Source organism: Treponema sp. SP13, from assembly GCF_050938355.1.
GTDB lineage: Bacteria > Spirochaetota > Spirochaetia > Treponematales > Treponemataceae > Treponema_D > Treponema_D socranskii.
This window is the reverse complement of the sequence record NZ_JADOVM010000001.1, coordinates 288,544-311,020: the sequence shown is the minus strand read 5'-3', so window position 1 is coordinate 311,020 and position 22,477 is coordinate 288,544. Positions and strand designations below refer to the sequence as shown.

At 50.1% G+C, this 22,477-nt stretch carries 18 protein-coding genes and 1 tRNA gene; 5 read left to right on the top strand and 14 right to left on the bottom strand.

Features of this window, described 5'->3' with window-relative positions:
* The first annotated feature begins 41 nt into the window (after window positions 1-41).
* Window positions 42-2,498 (top strand): IdeS/Mac family cysteine endopeptidase, encoded by a 2,457-nt coding sequence (locus tag IZU26_RS01415; protein ID WP_433276188.1) that lies wholly within the window; start codon window positions 42-44, stop codon window positions 2,496-2,498.
* Window positions 2,499-2,671: 173 nt separating this feature from the next.
* Here the strand turns inward: IZU26_RS01415 and IZU26_RS01410 are convergent, their stop codons facing one another.
* The gene (locus IZU26_RS01410) at window positions 2,672-3,913 is read right to left on the bottom strand and encodes a galactokinase (protein ID WP_433276186.1); all 1,242 of its coding nucleotides are present in this window, start codon (window positions 3,911-3,913) and stop codon (window positions 2,672-2,674) included.
* A gap of 112 nt (window positions 3,914-4,025) precedes the next feature.
* Window positions 4,026-4,880, bottom strand: a complete 855-nt coding sequence (locus IZU26_RS01405; protein WP_433276184.1) for an Rpn family recombination-promoting nuclease/putative transposase — start codon at window positions 4,878-4,880, stop codon at window positions 4,026-4,028.
* A 377-nt stretch (window positions 4,881-5,257) separates the two neighbouring features.
* Between IZU26_RS01405 and IZU26_RS01400 the strand changes: the two genes are divergently transcribed.
* Window positions 5,258-6,913, top strand: a complete 1,656-nt coding sequence (locus IZU26_RS01400; protein WP_433276182.1) for a putative manganese-dependent inorganic diphosphatase — start codon at window positions 5,258-5,260, stop codon at window positions 6,911-6,913.
* Window positions 6,914-7,207: 294 nt separating this feature from the next.
* The gene (lysS, locus tag IZU26_RS01395; protein ID WP_433276180.1) at window positions 7,208-8,803 is read left to right on the top strand and encodes a lysine--tRNA ligase; all 1,596 of its coding nucleotides are present in this window, start codon (window positions 7,208-7,210) and stop codon (window positions 8,801-8,803) included.
* 118 nt (window positions 8,804-8,921) lie between these two features.
* On the opposite strand, the gene IZU26_RS01390 is transcribed toward lysS, so the two are convergent.
* The 8 genes from IZU26_RS01390 to prs all read right to left on the bottom strand — a co-directional run bounded on the left by IZU26_RS01390 (window position 8,922) and on the right by prs (window position 16,783).
* Window positions 8,922-9,620: an ABC transporter ATP-binding protein gene (locus tag IZU26_RS01390; RefSeq protein ID WP_021330435.1), complete on the bottom strand. Its 699-nt coding sequence runs from the start codon at window positions 9,618-9,620 to the stop codon at window positions 8,922-8,924.
* Window positions 9,613-11,253, bottom strand: coding sequence for an ABC transporter permease (locus IZU26_RS01385; RefSeq protein WP_433276178.1), 1,641 nt, complete (start codon window positions 11,251-11,253; stop codon window positions 9,613-9,615). Before IZU26_RS01385 ends, IZU26_RS01390 begins: the two co-directional genes overlap by 8 nt.
* The gene (locus IZU26_RS01380) at window positions 11,250-12,281 is read right to left on the bottom strand and encodes a thiamine ABC transporter substrate-binding protein (RefSeq protein WP_433276176.1); all 1,032 of its coding nucleotides are present in this window, start codon (window positions 12,279-12,281) and stop codon (window positions 11,250-11,252) included. The genes IZU26_RS01385 and IZU26_RS01380 overlap by 4 nt, the downstream gene beginning before the upstream one ends.
* Before the next feature lie 346 nt (window positions 12,282-12,627).
* Window positions 12,628-12,701, bottom strand: a tRNA-Arg gene (locus IZU26_RS01375).
* 42 nt (window positions 12,702-12,743) lie between these two features.
* Window positions 12,744-13,598, bottom strand: a complete 855-nt coding sequence (locus IZU26_RS01370) for an MBL fold metallo-hydrolase (protein ID WP_433276174.1) — start codon at window positions 13,596-13,598, stop codon at window positions 12,744-12,746.
* 52 nt (window positions 13,599-13,650) lie between these two features.
* Window positions 13,651-14,307 (bottom strand): HAD family hydrolase, encoded by a 657-nt coding sequence (locus tag IZU26_RS01365; protein ID WP_433276172.1) that lies wholly within the window; start codon window positions 14,305-14,307, stop codon window positions 13,651-13,653.
* On the bottom strand, window positions 14,304-15,524 hold the full coding sequence (locus tag IZU26_RS01360) for a hypothetical protein (RefSeq protein WP_433276171.1): 1,221 nt from the start codon (window positions 15,522-15,524) through the stop codon (window positions 14,304-14,306). Before IZU26_RS01360 ends, IZU26_RS01365 begins: the two co-directional genes overlap by 4 nt.
* A complete protein-coding gene (gene prs / locus IZU26_RS01355; RefSeq protein ID WP_310822736.1) occupies window positions 15,524-16,783 on the bottom strand; it encodes a ribose-phosphate diphosphokinase in 1,260 nt (419 codons plus the stop codon). Before prs ends, IZU26_RS01360 begins: the two co-directional genes overlap by 1 nt.
* Before the next feature lie 112 nt (window positions 16,784-16,895).
* On the opposite strand from prs, the gene IZU26_RS01350 reads away from it, so the two are divergent.
* Window positions 16,896-17,819 (top strand): MBL fold metallo-hydrolase, encoded by a 924-nt coding sequence (locus tag IZU26_RS01350; RefSeq protein WP_433276169.1) that lies wholly within the window; start codon window positions 16,896-16,898, stop codon window positions 17,817-17,819.
* 198 nt (window positions 17,820-18,017) lie between these two features.
* On the opposite strand, the gene rpmB is transcribed toward IZU26_RS01350, so the two are convergent.
* The 4 genes from rpmB to IZU26_RS01330 form a co-directional block, all read right to left on the bottom strand.
* A complete protein-coding gene (rpmB, locus tag IZU26_RS01345) occupies window positions 18,018-18,272 on the bottom strand; it encodes a 50S ribosomal protein L28 (protein ID WP_433276167.1) in 255 nt (84 codons plus the stop codon).
* A gap of 64 nt (window positions 18,273-18,336) precedes the next feature.
* Entirely contained in the window at window positions 18,337-19,239 is a 903-nt protein-coding gene (locus IZU26_RS01340; protein ID WP_433276165.1) for a CobW family GTP-binding protein, read from the bottom strand.
* Window positions 19,240-19,318: 79 nt separating this feature from the next.
* The gene (locus tag IZU26_RS01335; RefSeq protein ID WP_432998257.1) at window positions 19,319-20,374 is read right to left on the bottom strand and encodes an NAD(P)-dependent alcohol dehydrogenase; all 1,056 of its coding nucleotides are present in this window, start codon (window positions 20,372-20,374) and stop codon (window positions 19,319-19,321) included.
* A gap of 144 nt (window positions 20,375-20,518) precedes the next feature.
* Window positions 20,519-21,865 (bottom strand): FAD-dependent oxidoreductase, encoded by a 1,347-nt coding sequence (locus IZU26_RS01330; protein WP_433276163.1) that lies wholly within the window; start codon window positions 21,863-21,865, stop codon window positions 20,519-20,521.
* Between the two features lie 169 nt (window positions 21,866-22,034).
* Here IZU26_RS01330 and IZU26_RS01325 point away from each other — a divergent pair, with 169 nt between their 5' ends.
* Window positions 22,035-22,475, top strand: coding sequence for an NfeD family protein (locus IZU26_RS01325; RefSeq protein ID WP_433276161.1), 441 nt, complete (start codon window positions 22,035-22,037; stop codon window positions 22,473-22,475).
* The last annotated feature ends 2 nt before the right edge of the window (window positions 22,476-22,477 follow it).

The following is a 22,477-nucleotide window of genomic DNA, read 5'->3' as shown; positions in this document are numbered from 1 at the left end:
TCGGCTTGAAAAGAAATAAAAAAAATTGTATAATATACAATATGATACACAATATAAAACATTTATTTAAAAACAAGAATAAAACGATTTTGTTTGCGGCACTCATTGCTTTGCTGTTTTTATCTTGTGCGAACGATTTATCGAAGACCGATACGACGGTTACCGTTACAGGTATTGTTCTTTCTCCCGATGAAAGCGGCATTTCACTGGTAAAAGGTACTACACGGCAAATCAACGCTCATGCCGTGCCGGAAAATGCAACGGATAAAAAGCTTACCTATACTTCGGATAATGAAGGGGTTGCATCCGTAACTGCCGGAGGACTGATTACGGCAAAAGCGGTTGGAAGTGCAAAAATTACGATTAAAGCTTCAAACGGTATTTCGAAGACAATCAATGTTACCGTTACCGCAGCGCATATATCGGTTACAGGTATTGTTCTTTCTCCCGATGAAAGCGGCATTTCGCTGGTAAAAGGTACTACACGGCAAATCAACGCTCATGCTGTGCCGGAAAATGCAACGGATAAAAAGCTTACCTATACTTCGGATAATGAAGGGGTTGCATCCGTAACTGCCGGAGGACTGATTACGGCAAAAGCGGTTGGAAGTGCAAAAATTACGATTAAAGCTTCAAACAATGTTTCTAAAGAAATTACCGTAACCGTTACGGCAGCGCATATTCCTGTTACGGGTATTGTCATCCCCTCCGGTGAAACTACTATTTTTGTAGGGAATGGAGGCACCCGTCAAATCGGCGCGTATGCTGTGCCCGAAAACGCAACGAACAAAACGCTTACCTACAGTATAGATGATGACTCGATTGCTTCAGTAACTGCCGATGGGCTGATTACGGCAAGAGAGGTTGGAAGCACAACTATTACCATAACAGCAGCGGATAATCCGGCTCTATCAAAAAAAGTGACGCTAACCGTTACGCCAGCTACAGTCCGTGTTACTTCTATTGAATTTGAGGATGGGCAGCCTGCAGACCCTGTCGAGTTGATTATCGGCGAGGAGTATAAACTCAAGTTGAAAGTAATACCGGAGGACGCCACTAATAAAGAGCTGGACATTAAGTCGTCTGATGATGATATAGTATGGCCGAATGGCGATGGGAACCGCTGGATAAAAGCCTATCATGATGTCGGAGAAGCAACAGTAACCATAACCGCTAAAGATGGTTCCGGTGTAAGCACTGTTGTTCATTTTAAGACGAAGCAAAAAACCACAGATCCCTCAATTAGCATAGACAACCTGTCCGTCTCGTATGGAAGTGATGAAGCTAATATCACCGTTACAGTAAAAACGCTCAACGGAAAATTGAACTATACGCCCGAAGTGGTAGGAGGAGGCGCAAAGTGGCTGAGGGTAGACGGTAAAGAGTCTGCCGGTGACAATGAAGATACGGTAACGTTACACCTTAAGCAAAACAAAACCGTATGGGAAAGAAAGGCGTATATCAAATTTAAAGATAATAACACAAATAACTATGTCATTTCCGCAGGTAAGGAATTGCAAGTAGAACTTACGCAAAAAAAGAATGAGAATCCGAACGTAACGATAAAGTGGGTGTATGGAATAGAAGGCCCTACTGCAGAAGAAAAAAAGCCTGTCGAAATTCAAGGTTCGAATCCACCGGAATATCATAGAATGCCTTATGTTTTTTATTGGTATGAAACGGAACATACAAAATTCTTTAACACACGAAAGATGGGACCAACAGGTTCTAACAATCAGGGATTTTCTGATGGTAGTCAGTGTTGGGCAAAAAGTTCTTCCAATATGCTGCATTGGTGGTTTGAACAAAACAAAGAAAATGTAGAAAAGTACATGGAAAAGAAAGGTATAACAAAAGAAAATAATCCTACTATGTACGAGATGTATAATCCTTATTATAAACGCGGGCTTCCTGATACGGATGAAAACATAAAAAGCTCCATAGCAAATGAATTTCGCAAGAAATGCCCAAATTCCACTAATGGGAATTGGATATATTCCGGGCTTAGATGGTATCTTTATGGACTTAAAGGTTTGGCAATAAACACAACATATTCTCCTGCCCTATTCAAAGATGTTTTTGGAAAAGAGGAAGGAAAGGATCCTGTTGCGGCAGAAGGTACTTATACAAAAAAAATATTTGAAGATATATTAAAAGATGCACTTCTTAATCCCAATTCCAAAAAGGCAGTCGGAGTACACGTACATGATGAAGGTAAGTATGGACATGGTATAACACTGTGGGGAGCGGCGTTTGACGAAGAAGAAAATGTTATTGCCATTTACGTGTGTGATAATAATTTTCAGCCTAATAGAATATTTACTTATGGGATATATTATAAAGGCGATATTTATGCAGACGATCCTAAAGGTGAAACTAACGTCTATCCTTATCTTATTGATTATAAGATAAATAAGAAAATAAATAGATATGTCGGTACATTGGTCACTCTCGACAAAGGCGAAGCTCAGTGGCAGAAGTGGCTGAACTCACACTAGCCGACAGCTTTTTACCGACAACACGGCAGCCGTAAAAAGTTCCTGCGAGGCTTTTACGGCTGCTTTTCAAAATACTATCGGGCATCTTGAAAAACTCGCCTTTAGCGATTTTTTCGGAAACCGCGCATGGGCATTTAAAAAGCGGGCGCACTCATTACGGGTGTGCTCGTTTTTTACCGCCGCACCGTTTCGATCTCTCGTACTCCGTCCGCGGTCGAGCAAGTAAAAAAGGCCGCTTCGTAACCGATCGCTTTTACGTATGCGCGCTGTACGTTGTCGACAAATTCTTCCGTGCCGTCGTTTTTTACGAGTGCGATCGCACAGCCTCCAAAGCCCGCTCCCGTCATTCGAGCTCCGATGCACGAGCGCTCGGCATTTGCGGCGTCTGCGAGCGTATCGAGTTCCGTTCCGGTCACTTCGTAATCGTCTTTGAGCGATGCATGCGATTCTTTTAATAATGTTCCGAGTGCCGTGAGATTTCCCGCTTTAAGCACATCGGCCGCTTGTGCAACGCGTTCGTTTTCGGTGACGCAGTGGCGGGCGCGTCTGAAAATCGTTTCGTCGGCAAAAATATTTTTACATTCGTCGAACTGTTTCGGCGTCAAAGCGCACAGGTCGGGAATATCTTTTGTATTCGTATATCTACCGGCGGATGTGAGCGGGATTTTTGCCGCTTGTAAAATTGCGCGCGCCTGTTCGCACTCGGCTCTCCGTTCGTTGTATTTCGAATCGGCAAGCTGCCGTTTTTTCTGCGTGTTCATAACGACGAAACGGCAGCCGTTGAGCGCAAGCGGCACGTATTCGAAGCCGAGCGTCGCACAGTCAAGCAGTTCCGCCGTATCTTTTTTTGCCGTCGCGATGATGAATTGATCCATGATGCCGCACTTGACGTTCATGAATTCGTGTTCGCTTTGTTGACCGACGAGCGCAATATCTTTACGCGAAATGCCGAAGCCGAAAATTTCGGAAAGCGCGTACGCGAAACCGCATTCGAGTGCGGACGAGGATGAAATGCCTCCGGCAGGGGGAATGTCGCTTCCAATGAGTAGGTCGAAGCCGCTTGAAAAGACGCAGCCTCTTCGTTTTAAAATCGTCACGATGCCGTTTAAGTAATTTGCGTAGCCGTTTTCTTTTTTGTATGTAAGCGGTTCACATATATCGAAGTTGTAGACACCGGGAAATTTTACGTCGCGGTAGGTAATGCGTGTATCGTCCCGCTTTCTGATAATTACGTAGAGGTAGCGGTCGATCGCCGCGGGAAACACTTTTCCGCCGTTATAATCGATGTGCTCTCCGATAATATTGATGCGTGCGGGAGAAGTGAAGATGCGCACGGCGTCTTTGCCGTTGCCGTAGAGTTTATTAAATTCGTCGACAAGGTTTTTCGGGACGATTTTATTTGAACGAGTACCCATAGCGGCGATTTTAACACGAAAAAGGATGGACGGCAATCGAATCCGACGGTTTGTAGACGGAAATCAATTTTTACCTAAAAAGGCCGGATGTCGAGCTTTACAGCAAATACCATTACAGTTTTTCGATTTCCGCTTCCGAGAGACCGGTCATCCGCTGTATAAAATCGACAGAACAGCTTTCTCTCTGCATCAGCTTTGCCGTTTCTCGTGCTTTTTGATACGATCCCGCGGCAATACCGTCGCGTCGACCTCTGCGTATTCCCGCAGCAACGCCCCGCTCAAAGCCGATCTTTTCACCCAGCTGTGAACCCTCTCTTAGTAAATCATCTTTCCAAATATTCAACGACATATACCAGCTCCTGAACTTTTCGTTCCGTTTCGCTTTTTCGACAAGCGCATCGATCCGCTGTGTAAAACCGCTCGTCGCCCGCCTCTCGCAAAGATACTCCAACAACGCGCTCAATTCAGGTTCGTCTTCTTTACCGTAGGCATCCACATTATAAAACACATTAACACTTTTGTCATCAAGAAAAAGAGTGCCGTCGGCGGTACAGATATTACGAAACTCGTAGGCAGGCAAGCTTTTGCCGAAGGGATCCTGCGTACAGATAAAAATGACGTAGCTCTCTTTTAATTCCGCATAGCTTTGTCCTCTCAAGAGGTTATCGACATCCATAAGGCTTTGGTAATAACGTGTGCGCTTGGGAAGAGAGGGCGGAATCGACGTTTGTATTTCGATATCGAATACGCGGTCGGAATCGAAGACATAGACGTCGAGGCGTATGCCCTTGCTTTCGTAAAACGGTGCTATCGTTTTTTGCAGCGAGGGATATTCGATTTTGCCGACTTTGATATGCAAAAGACGCTCGATGATGCCTTTGCAAATTATTTTGTTTTTCATGACCGTGCCGAACATAAAGTCATCGGTAAAGGAGAGTTCGTCGACGGGTTTATGGGTATATTCCATAGCTGTACCTTCGATTGTTGAGATAATGCGGCAAGGGAGCCGCTGACCTATATATCGTTTACAAAGTGATAAATTACGCGGTTTTTTATAAAAATAAACGGGAACATCGTTTCCTGCGCGGGGAACTTCGCGCTTCGCGCTCGTTGCAAGGTTGCGCGGGGAACTTCGCGCTTCGCGCTCGTTGCAAGGTTGCGCGGGGAACTTCGCTCGATGTACGGCACGGTGTTGCTTCGCGTCCTCATTGAAATGGAAAACTCTAGACCGCCTCATTACCCATTAAAAATGGATTTCCGTGACGCTTGTATCCGCCGGTTGATGGATTCCCGCCCGGTTATAATTGTTTGACAAAGGGGGAAATTTGCACGAAAATATCGTCTATGAAAGAGAAGACCGTTTACATAATCGGACATAAAAATCCCGACACCGACTGCGGCGTTGCGGCGACCGCGTATGCGCGCTTAAAAGAGCTGCTCGGTCAAAAAAATTATGTCGCGTGCAGAGCGGGGCATTTTTCTCCGCAGACGGAATACGTGTTTAACCGCTTTAAAGTGCCTTATCCGAAATATATCCCCAACGTCGTTCCGAAAGTCGCCTACTTTATGAGCGGTTCGTGCGATGCGGTCGGGGAAGACGAATCGGTGTGGGATGCCATCAGCGCGATGGACAGGCTCGAAAGCCGCGTGCTGCCGGTCGTCGACGAAAAGGGCGCGTATATGGCGATGCTGCATTACAATATATTTGCGCAAAACGTGCTCGCCGTTTTAAATCCCGAACACAAGACGGCATTTCCGGCGAGTATCGCGCTCATCGCGCGCACGATACACGCGCAGCCGGTAATCGTCAAAAATGAAAATGCCGTGTTTAAAGCGTCGGTACTTGTCGGGGCGGCGTCGCTTGAAACCTTTACAAAAACGCTTTCGGAGCACAACAGCGAAAACGCCGTCGTCATCACCGGAGACCGTGAAGACATACAGAGTGCGGCGATCGATGCGGGTGTCAAACTCCTTATCGTCACGCTCGGAAAGGCGCTGAAAAAAGAGCTGCGCGAAAAAGCCGAAGAGAGGGGAGTGTCGGTTATCATCAGTCCCTATGCGACGTCCCCAACGGCCATGCTTATTCCGTATGCTGCACCCGTTTCGGTTATGGCGGACGCCGACGTTCCTCCCGTGCATCCTGAAGACACGGTAGCTAAGATACGACCGCTCATTCAGGAGTCTCCGTGCCGCTGCCTTCCCGTCATCGACGACGATAAAAAACTCGTCGGTTTGATTTCCGAACACGATCTCTTGCAGGAGCCCGGCATCGAATTGATATTGGTGGATCATAATGAAGCTTCTCAAGCAGTCGACGGCATCGAGCATTACCGCATACGCGAAGTGATCGATCATCACCGGCTCGGAACTCTTTCCACCGATTATCCGATTATGTTTATTTCGAAGCCCATCGGTTCGACGTCAACATTGATAACGAATCTCTACCGCGAAAATAAAGTATCGATCCCGCGCGAAATTGCGAGCATTTTGCTGTGCGGTATCCTTTCGGACACGCTCATCCTGCAGTCGACGACGACGACCGACGAAGATCGGGAGACGGCAGCATACCTTTCCGACATCACCGGTCTCGACATCAGACAGCTCGGCAAAGACGTAATCGCAGCGGGAAGCCGCATTAAGGGGCGGAGCGCGCACGCCCTTGTCGTCCAGGATATGAAAGAGTATGTGCAGGGCAAAGTGGATTATACGGTGAGCCAAATCGAAGTTGACGATACGAAAGAGATTTTCGATCGCAAAAAAGAATTCATCGAAGAGCTCGAAATCGAGCAGCGATCGCGAAAAGCGCTTTTTTCGGCGCTCCTCGTTACGGACATCACGCAGCTGTCGAGTATGCTGTTTTTGGTCGGAGACGAAAAATTTTTATCTCTCGTTACCTTTCCCCGCCTTGAAGAGCATATCTACTATTTGAAAGATGTCGTGTCCCGCAAAAAGCAGCTCATCCCGCTTATGACCGAGCAGCTGCACGCATACGAAGCGTGACGGGGGGCTTTGCGCGGCAGAGGCTTTGTACGGGCTTTGCGCGCAGGTAGTTGCACGTGGGCTTTGCGAGAGGTTTCGCGCGGGCGGTTGTTTTTCTTCCGACCGCGTGCTATTATAGCAAAATATCCGTGCCGTCGATCGGTCGGAATAATAATTAATCAACAACCCCGACGTGAGCGTCGGGGTATGTTGTTCTCATAAGGCGGTTGCAGTCGGCTTTAATACCTTTTGTTACGACGCAGAGCGTCGGGGTATTAAACCCTCCGCACGAATAATTTTTAATAAGGGAATACTATGAGTGTCGATAAAAAACTTTTGTGCCATTGGGCTGACCGCGTCGCGGACAATATCGTTTCGGAACGGGGCGAGCGAGATTTATATACCTGCGCTTCGGGTATAACGCCGTCGGGTACCGTGCATATCGGGAACTTCCGCGAAATCATCACGGTCGATTTGGTCGTGCGCGCGCTGCGCGACCGCGGCAAAAACGTGCGATTTATCTATTCGTGGGACGATTACGATGTGTTCCGCAAAGTGCCCGCGAATATGCCGAATCAGGACGAGCTGAAAAAATATCTGCGCTTTCCGATTACGATGGTGCCCGATACGACAGGGCGCGATGAAAACTATGCGCGCCATCACGAAGTCGATATCGAGCGGGAGCTTCCGAGAGTCGGTATACATCCCGAATTTTTATATCAAGCTCAACGCTACCGTGCAAATCGCTACGCCGAAGGCATGAAAAAGGCGATGCAAAATCGCGAGCTTATTAAATCGTGTCTGAACGAATACCGCGACGACGCGCACAAGATGAAAGCCGACGAAGCGTATTGGCCCGTTTCGGTGTTTTGTTCGAAGTGCGATCGCGATACGACGGAGATCACCGGCTACGACGGCGAATACGGCGTATCGTATAAGTGCGAATGCGGACATGAAGCGACCGAAGATCTCCGCACGTCGAAGGGCTTTAAGCTCGGCTGGAGAGTCGATTGGCCGATGAGATGGAACGAAGAAAAAGTGGTGTTCGAGCCGGGCGGAAAAGATCACGTGAGTCCCGGCGGTTCTTACGATACGGCAAAACTCGTTTCGAAAAAAGTGTACGGCTGGGATGCACCCGTTACAATGAAGTACGATTTTGTCGGCTTAAAGGGAATCCCCGGAAAGATGTCGTCGTCGAAGGGCAAAGTCATCGCGCTTTCCGATGCGCTTTGCGTGTACCAGCCGGAAGTGCTGCGCTATATTTTTGCCGTCAACAAAGTCGATCACGAATTTGCGATTAGCTTCGATCTCGACGTCATTACGATGTATGAAGCATATGACCGCACCGAGCGCATCGCATGGGGGCTCGAACAGGCAAAAAACGATGACGTTGCAAATCACGAAAAGCGCGTCTATTTGCTTGCTCAAGTGGAGCCGGCGATGCCGAGCGTCATGCCCTATCAAATCGGCTTCAGAATGCTGACGACGCTTTTACAGACGTACTCGGGCGACATCGACGCGGTCATCGCATCTTTGGGCGATGTCCGGGACGAACAAAAAGAATGCCTGAAGCGGCGATGCGAGTGTGCGTGGTATTGGATCACCGAATGCGCGCCGGAAGATTTTAAATTTGCGCTCCGGATCGAAAGCGGGGCGGTCGCGTTAAGCGACGCGGAAAAAGCGGTCGTCGAAAAGATGAAAAGCGATGTGCTGCCCTTTGTCGAATCGAGCGGAGAGCAGGAGCTTTCGCAAAAGATCTACGACGCGGCCGTCGGATGCGGCATTAAGCCGAAAGAGCTTTTCGGTATCATGTACCGCGTGCTCATCGGTAAAGAGCAGGGGCCGCGCCTTGCAAGCTTTATGAAGATCATCGGAAAAGAAAAGCTCGAAAGGATATTCGCCGAATATTGAGGATACAAAGTGCGGCGTTTACGGTGCACTTTGAGATAGGAGACGCTCGTAAATCCTGCGCGAAGTTCCCCGTGCAGACGACGGGGGGGGGCCGCCGATTTTTTATGTAAATGTCCCGTTATTCGAGCATCGCTTCGCTGAAATTTTCAGGCAGCCCTTCCCATTTTTTTCGTCCGCTTTCCAGTACGATGATTTTGTCTGCGACGGCTTTCGCTTCGGCTATATCGTGCGTAACGAAGATGCCGGTAAAGCCTTCGCGCCTTTGGCTTTTGCGGATATCGTATGCGAGTTTTTTTCGAAGCGGCGCGTCGAGCGACGAAAGCGGTTCGTCGAAGAGGACGAGGGGGGGCTTTGCGATGAGCGTGCGCGCGAGCGATACGCGCTGTGCTTCGCCGCCCGAAAGCGTATCGGGCATCCGTTTTCCGAAGCCTGTAAGAGCGAACTCAGCGATATAAGCTTCAGCTTCGGCTTCCGCCTCTTTTTTGCCGACACCCTTGCAACGGAGCGCGTACGCGACGTTTCCGGCAACCGTCAAATGTGAAAAGAGCGCGGGACTTTGAAAGACCATGCCGATCCCTCGTTTTCCCGGAGCGAGCTTTGAAAGTTCTTTCCCGGCGAGCGTTATGACGCATGCTTTTCTATCGTTTCGACTGCTCGGCTCTTCGAGTCCTGCGATGAGGCGAAGTACGGTCGATTTTCCGCTGCCGCTTTTTCCGACGATGACCGTCATCGTACCCTTTACTGCCGTAAAGGAAAAGTCAACGGTAACCGAATCCCACACGCGGAAGAGATTTTTCGCACAAAAATAGTTATCCATAAACGGTTCCGAAATTATTAATTTTTTTTCCGAGTGCAAAGACAAGGGCGCACAAGGCACACAGGATCGTGCCGGAGATACACGCATCGGAAAATCGGTATGCCGATGCGAGGCGATAGGTGTATAGCGAAAGCGTGTCGAAGCGCGGTACGGAAAGAACGAGCGGCAGCGCCGTATCTCCCATACTCACCGCAAAGCAAAAACCGAAAGCCGAAACGATACCGCGCTTTGCCGACGGAATCATGATGCGGAACACCGTATCGGGTGCGACCGGCGAAAGCATGCGGGCTGCGTCGAGCGTTGACTGCGGCACGGCGCACAGCGATGCGTAGATTTGCCGGAATGCGAGCGGCCACGCGAGGGCGGCTTCGGCCAAAACGAGCGTCACTACGGATGCGCGGCGCACGGCGATCGTCATGCCGACTCCCATGACGACCGAGGAAAGCGCCATCGGGAGCATGGGAAGCGTCCTGAGCATTTCGGATGTTCCGAACGGATCGCGGATGCGGATATATGCGGCATAGGTAAATCCTGCGGTGATGCACAAAAGGGCGGTGCAGGGGGCCGTTATGCACGTACCGAAAAGCGCGCTTTTGAATCCCGCTGAGTTGATAATTTTAATAAAGGACGAAATGCCGCCTTTTCCGGAAAATCCTCCGGCAGCGATACCCGCAAGCGGTGCAAGAAAAAAAAAGGCGATGAGGACGGCGAGGACTGAAGCAAAAGCGCATTCGAGTATTTTCGTGCGTTTTTCTTCATAGGGCGCGTGCCCTATCGGAGGTGAGTCTTTTTTCTCCATATACTCGGCTGTTCCCCTTTCTTGCGTACTTCGACAAGCGCCGTAGACAAAGAGCACGATCATGGCACACATCGTTTCGATGAGTGCGAGGGTTGCCGCCGTTTTAAAATCGAGGGAAGCGCGCGCGGCCCGATATATTTCCGTTTCGAGCGTCGAAGAACCCGCGCTTCCGAACAGGAGTACGATCATAAAGCTGAAAAAGCAGTAAAGAAAAACGGGGACGCATGCCGCGGCTACGGCAGGTGAAAGCTCGTACAGCGTTACGGTAAAAAAGATGCGCCGCTCGTTTGCTCCGAGCATGCGTGCGGCGTCGCGCTTTACGGGCGAAAGCGTTTCCCAAAAGGCGGAAACGACTGCGGTGACGAGCGGAAAATTGTAAAAGCCCTGTACGATGACGATGCCCGCCGTCGAATAGAGGAACGTGAACGGTGCATTTTTCAGATGAAAGATTTTGATTAAAATAGAATTAACCGCACCGTTGATGCCGAATACGGAAACGAAACCGAGGGCGACGATGAGCGACGGAACGCACAACGGAACGGCGGAAAGCGAAAGGATAAAGCGTTTTCCCGGAAAGCTTCTGTTTGCGGTAAAAAAAGCTGCGGGAATGCCGATTGCCGCAGCCGTCAGCGTAGAAAAAAATGCGATGGCGAGGGTACGGAGCGCCGTACGTGCTATATATCCGCCTGCGATGCGAGTGCTTTCGGTTTTTACAAAAAGCGGTGAAAAAGCAGCGGCGAAGGGAACAGCGAAAGCGCCGATTATTAAAATGAAAAGTACCGAAGCGAACACGCATACTCCGTATTCGACGCTTCCGGTGCGGCTTCTCGTCATTTGCCGAGCGATTCGATGATGCGCGGAACGGCAGCTTCGACTTCGCCCGCGTTGTACGTGAGCGTTTTCGACTCTGCAGGCGATGCGAGCGCATAGCATTCGGGAAGGACGACGGTTTTATTTGCCGGGTACATCCACTGCGTGAGCGGGATTGCGTTTTGCGCTTCACTTCCGATAAGGTAGGCGATAAACGCTTTTGCGCCTTTTTCGTTCGGCGCGCCTTTTACGATACCCGCGCCTTCGATCTGTTCGACGTGCCCTTCCGGAAAGACGAGCGCTCGGTAGCGGTTCGTTTTATCGGCATAGATGTGATAGGCGGGGCTCGTCACGTAACTGACAACGAGCGGCGCTTCCCCCTTTGTGAAAAGACCGTAACCGCTGCTCCAGCCGGATGCCATCGTCAATACTGCGGGCTTGAGCTTTTGCCAATAGCTTTCGTAATCGCTTCCGAATACTGCGATCGTCCACGCGGCGAATCCGAGCCCCGGCGTGCTCGTTCTCGGATCCATAAGGATGAGTTTTTTTGCGTATTCGCTCTTTGTTAAATCTTCAAGGCTTTTCGGCGCGGGTGTATTCGACTGCGTATCGTAGATGAGCGCGAATTTACTCCAGTCGTAGGGCGTAAGGAGCCAATCGCCGCCCAAGCCGTCCGAAAGCTCTGAAGGGATGACCTCATCGGCGCCTTTGGGCTTAAAAGAAACGAGGACGTTTTCCTTCCGCGCTTTGTTTATTAAATTGTTGTCCACGCCGAGGAGCACGTCCGCCTGTACGTTGTTTTTTTCGAGGACTGCTTTCGAAAGCACCTGCGCGGCGTCTCCGCAGTTTACGTATACGGCTGAAAAGCCCGTCGCTTTTTCAAAGCCGCTTGCGATCGCGCTTCCCGGTCCCCATTCGCTCATAAAGGAATCGTATGTGTAGATGACGACTTCCTTTTTTTGTGCGCTTTGCACGGCCTTTTTGCTGCATGCAGCCGATACGAAAAGATTGATGATTAATAAAATTGAAAGAATAAAACGATGAGCGTTCATAGTCTTCCTCCGCCGGCATTATCCGGATCAGGTTGGAATACCATACGGTATTCTGCGGGTATAATCTCAGGTCGCGGCAGTGCCGTTTCCACCCCGGTTATGAGAGCAGTATAGTAAAAGTTTTTTTTTGCGTCAAGGCACGTGCGGTTTTGTGTCAAGAATTTTGTGCGGCACTCAGACAAGATCTGCGCAAGCTTGGGCACACGCGTTAGGCGCCGGAGCAACGCGGAGCGGCCGTCGGAGCGAGATATGCGAGCGGGACGGCTGGAGCGAAAGCGGAATTGCGCAGGCACCGGCGGGCGAAGCCCGCAACGCCCCGTTCCAAAATTTTAATAATTATTAATTACGGCCCATACGCGATTCGAACGCGTTACCTATTGCTTAGGAGGCAATCGCTCTATCCAGGTGAGCTAATGGACCAAACAACACTTTTTTAATATGCGGGCGCGGCAGCCGGACGCATTATGTTCCGAAATCGTAATAGACGCCGCGCTTTGTAAATCCCGCAAAACCGTCTTTTTTTGCGTCGTATTGATCGACGTTGTCGCCGTAGTGGCACAACGACATTTTCCGTTTCATATCCGCCGGAAGCGTTTTCAAGTCTTCGTAATACGCGTGTACTCCTCCGGGGAAAAATTGGCAGTCGTGAAAGATGTATTCGATGTCGTACGAACCGCACATCCAATCGAGGAGCTCCCTGTCAAACTGCGTATCGCCCGGAAAGAGGATGCGATCGTCGATAAGCACGCCGACCGAATAAAACGATGTGCGCCACGAACCCGTTTTATCGGGAATGTGATGCGTGCGGTAGAGTTTGATGTTGATCGATCCGACGTTCGCTTCGTAGAGCGGACGGGGCAGTCGCGCGATTTGGCGCGGCGTTATCTGATCGAAATAATCTTCGAAGGTCATAAAAGCGCCGTCGGTATATTCGCCGTATGCGCAGCCGCCTTTGAGCGATTGGTTCCATAAAATTTTTTTATACTGATCGGTGATAACCATCTTCGGCCGGATCTTCGTCGTATAGCGGCCGACGAGCGCGACTTCTTCGAGCCCGCCGATGTGATCCGCGTGAGAATGTGTGATGAGCAAATTTCTTACGGACGCGATGGACGAATGATACGTGTACATCGCATAAGGGCAGACGGCTCCGCAGTCGACGAGCACGTGATCTTTGCCTTTTATAATCAACACATTGTTTTGAAAATACTTTTTCGCAAAGGCGCTTCCCGTTCCGATAAAAAAGAAACGGAGACTGCCGTCGCTCGTAAATTCGATTGTCTGCTCAAGCTTTTTGATTTTCACGATAGACCTCATATTTCTATATTATACACGGTAAATGAAATAAAAACAATTTGTCGTGCAAAAATTATTTACACGAAAAATTCAGCGTATCCGTCAGTTTATACACGTCCGAAACCCCGTCAACGAGGATTCCTCCCATGCCCATTGCAAGCGGCAGAACGATATCGATATCGTAGCGATCTCCGACGCTGAGGCATTCTGCGATCTCGGCTCCCGTCTCTTCGGCTGCTTTTTCGAAGGGTTCCCGCGCGGGTTTCGATTTTCCGAACGTATCGAGCCCGATGACACTCGCGATGCAGTCTTCGACGCCGAGCGCACAAAGCGTTTTACGTCCGACACTTACGGGATTGTTCGTAACGCAGACGAGCGCGTACGATCTTTTAAGCGTCTGCAAAGCTTCGAGGAGTCTTTCGTCGCGCGATAAAAAATCGGCCGGTTCGATGAGCTCGTTCCTCCACGCGACGCACGTTTCGATCGGGATGCCGAGCGCGGCAAAGGTATTGCTTTCGCTTATTTTTTGTCCGCCGTGCGTTTTCGACCATTCGCTTCGGTAATCGTCGAACATCGTTCGGGCTTCTCTTTCGGATATGCCGCGTACTTTTGCGAAACGGCGGAGCTGAACTTCGCTTTGATGAGACACGTATGCGCCGTTCGTGTACAGAGTCGAATCGATGTCGAAGATAATTGTTTTGATCTTTTCGGGCAGGCGGCAGATTTTCATAGCGCGCTCCGCGGCTTGTATGTTTTAATAATTTTTACGAGGGAAGAAGCGGCTTTTTCGAGCGATCCGTACACGCCCAATCCCGTAAAGGCCGCAGCCGCATCTCCTATAAGCTCCGCGTCGGGACAGGCGGTGAGCGCAAGCGGAATGCACGCATAATCGCATTTCATCTGCATCCATTGTTCGTTTTTCGTCTGGCCGCCGGTTACGACGACCGGAAGGATGACGCGGATATTGTTTTTTTCGGCAGCTGCGAGCAGGACGGAAAACGACCGGTGCAAATTTTCGGCGATGAGCGACAGGATTTCGAAGCCGTCGCTTTCGGGGTGTTCGAGGCAGTACGCGATGAGTTCTTCGTATGAAAACTCTCTTTCCATGATCGCTTCGACGATTGTCTTGTAGTTGACGAACATGCGCCCGCTTTCGGTCTGCAGTATGGACGCGTTCCAAAGTCCGCTCATGACGGAAGGCAGGGAGCGCACGCGTTCTGCGTGCAGCGGAAAGGGTGTGCAGATATTGACGCCTTCGCTGGAACCTGCGCGGTCGTATATCTTTCCGACGGCAAGGGAATTCGTTCCGATCATCGCGGCGATAAAATCCGGGCCTCCGCAAAAAACACGTACCGATTTTTTTAAGCCGAGAGCAGCCGTCGCTTTTTCGTGTGTCGTTCCCGCATCGCTTGCGATCGGAACGTAGGGCGGGAGTTTGCTTTCAGGCAGGGATGCCGCTTCGAGCTGTTCGCGCGTCCAATATGCGCTCTCGTAGCGCGCTTCCGGTAAAATCGTCAAATTCGATCCGGTGAGTTTATGAATGAGGTATTCCGGCCCGGAATAGATATACGGGGAAGCGTTCCATTCGGCGGGAAAGAGCTCGCGAAACGCTGCGATGCGCGGGATAAAAAGAGAATGCGCGGCAAGAGTTCCCGCGATCGGTACGGGCTTTATGTCGGCGTTCCACAAGAGCGTCGTTCCGTCTTCGGAAACGATCGTCGGCCCGTTTCCCGAAATGCCGATCGCCGCTATATCGTCTTTTCCGGCCGCATCGATGAGTTTTTTCGACGCACTGCACAGAGCGGGAAACCATCTTTGCGCGATATGCCGTTCATCCGGCTTTTCAAACGATTCTTTCGCAAACGCTTTGACATTGCCCTCGGCATCGATCAGTGCGGCTTTCAGCGATGTCGTTCCGATGTCGGCCGAGAGTACGGTCTTTTTCATCATGTTTTCGGTTGCAGCGGCTGGGTCTGCTTTTCCATCTTTTCGATGAGCGTGCGGTTTTCGAGCAGGCGGCTCAGCGATTGGTTATAGTGAACACGCATGATGACGTTTGCAAAGAGACCGCTTACGCTCGTGTTGATATACCATTCCCGTTTGCACAGCGCTTCGTGATAGACGGCGTTCGTTCCGATGATGCGGTAAAAAAGCCCCTGTCGGTACGCTTCGTCGAAGAGGTCGATCGCGTTGCCGGTAAAGAACGGCAGGCTGATCGCGGCGATCACTTTCGTCGCACCCTGTTCTTTCAAAAAGCCCATCGCTTTTAAAAGGGTGCCGCCGGTGCCGAGCATATCGTCGGCAAGGAAGGCGACTTTACCGTGCACGTCGCCGAGCAGTTTAATCGATTTGATGTTCGTATTCTTTGCGTTTTGCGTGACGATCGAATAATCGCGTTCTTTGTAGATCATCGCAAGCGGCAGCTTTAATCCGACCGCGTAGAATTTATTTCTGTCGATCGCGCCGGTGTCGGGAGATACGACGACCAAATCCTCCGTTTCACCGGTCAAGTCGACGATCTTGCTCAGTTCGCGGATGATTTGATAGCTTGCGTGCAGGTTTTCGAGATTGACGGAACTGAACGCATTGACGATTTCGCGCGAGTGGATGTCGAGCGTAATGATCCGCGTTACGCCGAGCCATTCGTAAATGTGGCCGAGCATACTCGCAGTCAGTCCTTCGCGTCCCTTTTTTTTGTGCTGCCGGCTGTAGGGGTAGGCGGGCACGACGAGCGTAATGGCTGCAGCTCCGGCTTGCCGCACCGCATCGATCGTCACGAGCATGGACATGACGTGGTCGTTGACGGAAAGAACGGCTTTGTTCGTGCCGTCGTTCAGCGAAAGCTCTTCGTGATTTTCTATGTCTTGGAAGATATAGACGTCTTTTCCGCGTATCGATTCGAGCAGTTCGGTTTTGAATTCGCCGTTTGCAAAAAACGTAAAGCGCGCGGGAATTTTAAAAGACGGCGCGCGGTATTTCGTCACATCGCCTTTGATGTAGAGTTCGGGCGCGTCGATATCGTTTTCGAAATTGATTTTTTTGACAAGATCGTCTTTATTCAGTTCGTAGCGTTTTGAAATGACATCGTTTTTAAGCGTAAAACGATGCTTGTACATGTGCTTCAGATGCGTGATCACTTCGTCGGCGAAACGTTCTCCGCCCGGACATGCAACGACGGCCAGGTTCATCGGTTCGGAATACGGCATGATTCAAGACCCCTCTTTCGCGATTTCGCGCGTAGTTTTCATAGTATCATTTTTTTTGCGATGTGACAATCGGACGATTGCTTCCCGTACGCATCGGCGCTATACTGACCGTATGCGGATGATTTTAACCGGCACCGGTACGAGTCACGGCGTACCTGCGATTTCCTGTCATTGCAGCGTGTGTACTTCGCTCGATCCGAAAGACAAGCGCTTTCGGTGCAGTGCGTACATATCGCATCGAAACGCCGACGGGCGCGAAACGCACATCGTCATCGATACGGGGCCTGAGTTCCGCATACAGGCGCTCGCGCATCATATCGATTCTCTCGACGCCGTGCTTTTGACGCACGCTCATGCCGATCACATTGCGGGACTCGACGACCTGCGCATCTACAGTCACACGAAATCCGAAGGAGCGCTCCGCGGCACGCATCGAGCGGAGACGGATGAATCGCCGGGAGCGGGGCTTCCCGTATATGCGGATGAAAATACGATTTCGGGCATACAAAAGAGATTCGACTATATCTTTAAGCCGACGCAGATCGGAGGGGGAAAGCCCAAGCTGCATTTGATAAACGCATCGCGCTTTTCGGGAAAGAAGCCGCTTTATATCGGAGAAGTGCGCGCGATTCCGATTCCGATGTTTCACGGCGAGCTCGAGACGACGGGCTGGCTTTTGAGCGTCCGAGACGGAGCTTCATTCCGTTCGATCGCCTATCTCACCGACTGCAGCCGCATACCCGAAAGCTCGATCGAAACGATCGTCGCATACGGCGGACACATAGAACACGCGGTCATAGACGGACTTCGCGAAAAACCTCACGCGACGCATTTTTCGTATTTTCAAGCGATGGAAAGCGCAGCTCTTATAAGGCCGCACCGTACCTGGCTTACGCACATGAGCCACAATATGAGCCATGCCGATATAACGCGGTACTGCATACGGCGGACGGAAGATCTTCCGGTTTTGTCGGAAATCGCGAAAGCCGGCGGTTCGGTGCTTCCCGCATACGACGGTCTCGTCCTCGATGTGTAGCGTTCGGAAAAAACGTCCGTGAGGCGGGCATCCGAAAACTTCCGTGTGTCCCTTTTTTGAAATACGTTTCCCTCGGTCGCTGCCGTTCCTTAAAATAAAAAACCGCCCGAAAGGCGGTTTGTAAGATTGTGATAAAACGATACGGCAAAACGGCTTTTGGAAACCTCTAAAACTGCAGTTTTTAGAGGTAACTTTACCCTATTGCGCTTCGGCGGCTTTTTTTTCCTGTTCGGCGAAAGCCATGCGCACGTCTTTAGGGATGCGTACTTTTTTGTCGATATAGTCCGAGCGGATACAGTTTGCGCACACGTTGATCGTGCGCGTCGTTCCGTCGACGATCGCTTTTACTTTGTGGAGATTCGGCCGCCACGTGCGTTTCGTATGATTATATGAATTGCTTACTTTGTGACCGTACATGAGCGATTTTCCGCAAACATCACAAGTTCTGGACATATTTGTACCTACCTTTACCGAATTGTACGATATTTTATCACTCTATCGGAAAAAGGCAATTCTGTCAACAGCTAAACATCAGCTTGAGCGCGTTTTTGTCGAGGTCTTTGCCGATGACGGTAAGCTTCGATTCGCTCATCGCATCGCAGGTTTCGATGTTGTAGCGTTTGTCGACGACGTCGAATTTCGCCCACTGTCCGTTTATCGGGACAAAGCCTTTGACGCGGTAGACGCGGCCGAAGCGCTCGGCGATGAGCGCCGAAAGATAGCTTATCAATTCTTCTATGGACTGAATCGCGATGCCGGTAAAGCTCGCCGTTTCCAAATCGGGGGCGGCCGAAAGCGGAAGCGGAAACAACGCAGTTTTGCCGGTAAACGCATTTTTCGTTATATCGAAAAGTGCTCCCCACCATGCCGCATTGATGGAATCGTAGGGTTGTGCCGTTATATCCGCATCGGGGTTGAGGCCTTTGAGCGTACGGACGGCTTTTTCGATTTCCGCTTCGGTTTTGTTTTCGGTCTTGGAGACGACGATATGAGAAGCGTTTTCGATTTGATCGGCGTAAAATTTTTCAAAGGTCGTAAGATACGAATCGATACAGTCGATATCGACTACGGTAACGGGTTTTAAAAGCCGTATGTGCTCATATTCGATTTTGTGCAGATTTGCGATGACGGAACTTAACAAGCCGACACCGGTCGGTTCGACGACAAGGTATTCGAAGTCTGCGCCGTTTGCAATCGTCAGTACGGACATGGCGAAGTCCGATTTTTTCGAACAGCAGATGCAGCCTTCGGTGAGTTCCCATACTTTTAAGCGGTTTTGTTCGAGCAGATTTCCGTCTATGCCGGCATCTCCGTATTCGTTTTCCATGACGGCAAAGCGTTTGTCGGTTTTTTCGGCAAGCTTTCGGATAAAAGTCGTTTTGCCTGCGCCCAAAAATCCCGAAACGATCAATATGTGCATAGGGTTTTGAAAAAGAGAAGAGGGCGGCTTGAAATCGGATTTGAAATCGCTTGCCGCCCCCTCCGCGTATATTTTCAGATCAGATGATGACGACCGGTTTAATCAAATCGGCCGGTTTGTCTTTCATCAACATCAGCGCTTTTTCAACGTTTTCAAAACCGTTGAATTTATGCGTGATCAGCTTGGAAAGATCGAGTTTGCCGCACGCGACGAGACTTCCGAGTTTTTCCATTCTGAGTCTGCCGCCGGGCATGAGACCGCCGTTGATCTGTTTGTGTCCCATACCGACGCCCCATTCGGCGCGCGGAATCTTGATATAGGTACCTTCGCCGAGGTAGTTTACATTTCCGATTTTTCCGCCGGCTTTTAAGGATTTGACGGCTTCGTCGAATGTGTCGACCGTACCGCCTGCGATGATGACTTTATCGACACCTTTGCCGTGCGTTAAGTCCAAAACCTGCTTGTCGATCGGGCCGTTTTTGTAGTTGATGATATCGGTTGCGCCGTAGAATTTTGCAGCTTCGATACAGGCGGGGCGGCTTCCGACAGCGTAGAGTTTGGAAGCGCCGCGCAGGTTCGCACCTGCTACCGACATGAGACCGACCGGTCCTATTCCGATAACGAGAACCGAATCTCCGTACTGAACGTCCGCGAGTTCGGCTCCGTGGAAGCCCGTCGGAACCATATCCGAAAGCATCGGAGCGTACTGCACTTCGACACCGTCCGGCAAGTGAGCGAGGTTTCCGTCCGCATCGTTTACGTGAAAGAATTCGCCGAATACGCCGTCTTTAAAGTTGGAAAATTTCCAACCGGCGAGCATGCCGCCCGAATGCATCGAATAACCTGCCTGCGCTTCGAGGGAGTTCCAGTCCGGTGTGATCGCGGGAACCAAAACCTTGTCGCCCGGTTTGAAATCTTTGACCAATGCGCCGACTTCGACGACTTCGCCGCAGCCTTCGTGACCCAAAATCATATTGTGTCGGTCGCCGATTGCACCTTCCCAGACAGTGTGAACGTCGGACGTACACGGGCTGAGCGCGAGCGGTTTACAGATGGCATCCATCGGGCCGCATTTCGGGCGATCTTTTTCGATCCAGCCCGTTTCGCCGATTTTGAGCATTGCAAATCCTTTCATATTAAATCCTCCTGTTTTTTTTCAGTATACTTGAAGTATATGAAATACAATAACAGTATATATGAGAATTGCGGATTTTGCAACAAAAAAATACGAGCGTCATGCCTGCGGTAGCGTCAAGCCTGCACTTGTATAATCCGTATACTACAGTGCGAACAGATCGTTTAAACCTTCCGACATCGTCGGATGGGTATAGATAAAATCCCGCAGCGCGGTATACGGAATATTATGGTCCATGGCAAGCTTTATCGTATTGATTATTTCGTACGATTCGGCGCAAAAGAGCGCGGCACCTAAAATCGAGCCGGTTTTATTGTCGATGATCGCTTTGAGTACGCCTTCGCTCTTTTTCAAAACTTTCGATTTCGGGATTGCCGCCGCATTCATCTTTACGACACGATAATCGAGCTTTTGCGCTTTCGCTTCTTTTTCTCCGAGTCCGACTTTTGAATACGGCGGGTCGATAAAAACCGAATAAGAAAAAGCGCCCCTGTTTTCAGTCGTACGATCCTTCGTTCCATTCATATCGGATAAAATAATCCGCGAATCGTCGAGCGAAATATACGTAAACTGCAAATTGCCGCATACGTCTCCCGCCGCCCATATATTCGGCACGGAAGTCCGCAAATGCTCGTCCGTTGCGATCGCACCTCTTTCGGTAAGCGCAATACCGGCCTTTTCGACGTGCAGCGCGGCAAGGTTCGGCCGGCGTCCGAGCGCCAAAAGCACGGCGTCTCCTGCAAGGGTAAGATCTTGCGCATTTTTCATATATGAAAGATTCGCACCGTCAATATTTTTTATATGCGCACCCGTTATAAGAGAGACACCTTTGCTTTCCAGTACGCCTTTAATCGCTTCGGCAATGTCGCGGTCTTCTTTGGGAAGAAATTCTTCTTCACGCTGAACGATCGTAACTTTCGATCCGAAGTTTGCGTACATTGAAGAAAATTCCAGTCCGATGTACCCGCCGCCGACGACGGTCAGTCGTTCCGGAAGCTCGGTTAAGTTCATAATCGTTTCGGAAACGAAAACGCGGGTATTGTTTTCCGTTATTAAATTTTCCGGAATAAAAGGAAGCGAACCCGTGTTGATGACGAATTTTTTCGCTTCAAGCGTTTGCGTTTTTCCGTCTGCGTCCTTTACTTCGACGGATGAAGAACTCAAAAAAGAAGCCGTACCGTCTATCACGTCGACACCCGCTTCAATCAATTTATTGTAATTGGCGGCTCGGAGCGTTGCCGTCAGCGCGTTTTTATTTTCGATTGCCGATTTATAACGGATCTTTTGCAGATCGAAGTCGTTTTCGGGCGCAAGGGCCGCTTCCGTTATGAGTCGTTTTGACGGAATACAGCCGACGTTGATACATGTACCGCCGTACATTGCCGGATCTTTTTCAATAAGAGCGACTTTTTCGCCGTTTTTTGCCGACTTTGCCGCAAGAGTTTTTCCCGCTTTGCCGAATCCGATGATAAGGGTATCGTATGTTTTCATACAGTTATTATATCGCTTTTAATAACAAATAAACAGCACCGTGTAAAAGCCGATGGACAGGGGGTGCCGGAAAGGTATGCGCGAAAAAGAAGCATATATTAAACGAAATGCGTCAGCGCGGAACGCACGATGCGTACACAAAAAACGGTTTTTATGCTATACTGCAACCATGCCGATGGTTATTTTGAATAATTTGCCGTGGTTTTGGCTCATCGTCGTCGTTCTCTGCATTGTCATCGAATCGCTTACGCTGGCACTCACGACGATTTGGTTTGCATTCGGCGCTTTGGCGATGGTTTTTTTATCGCTCGCACCGATTCCGTTTCGATGGCAGCTTTTTATTTTCGTTGTGATTTCACTTGCGCTGCTCATCTTTACGCGGCCGCTTGCGGTAAAAAAACTCGCAAAAAAAATGCCGACGAACGCGGACAGCCTTATCGGCAAAAAGGTGCTCGCTACGGAGCGCATGACGGAGTTCGATAAGGGTGCGGTAAAAGCGGGCGGCATCGTGTGGACTGCGCGATCGGAAAGCGGCGAGACGATCGAAAAAGGGGCGGAGTGCAAAATCGTTCGGCTTGAAGGCAATACCGCCGTCGTCGTGCCGATATAATT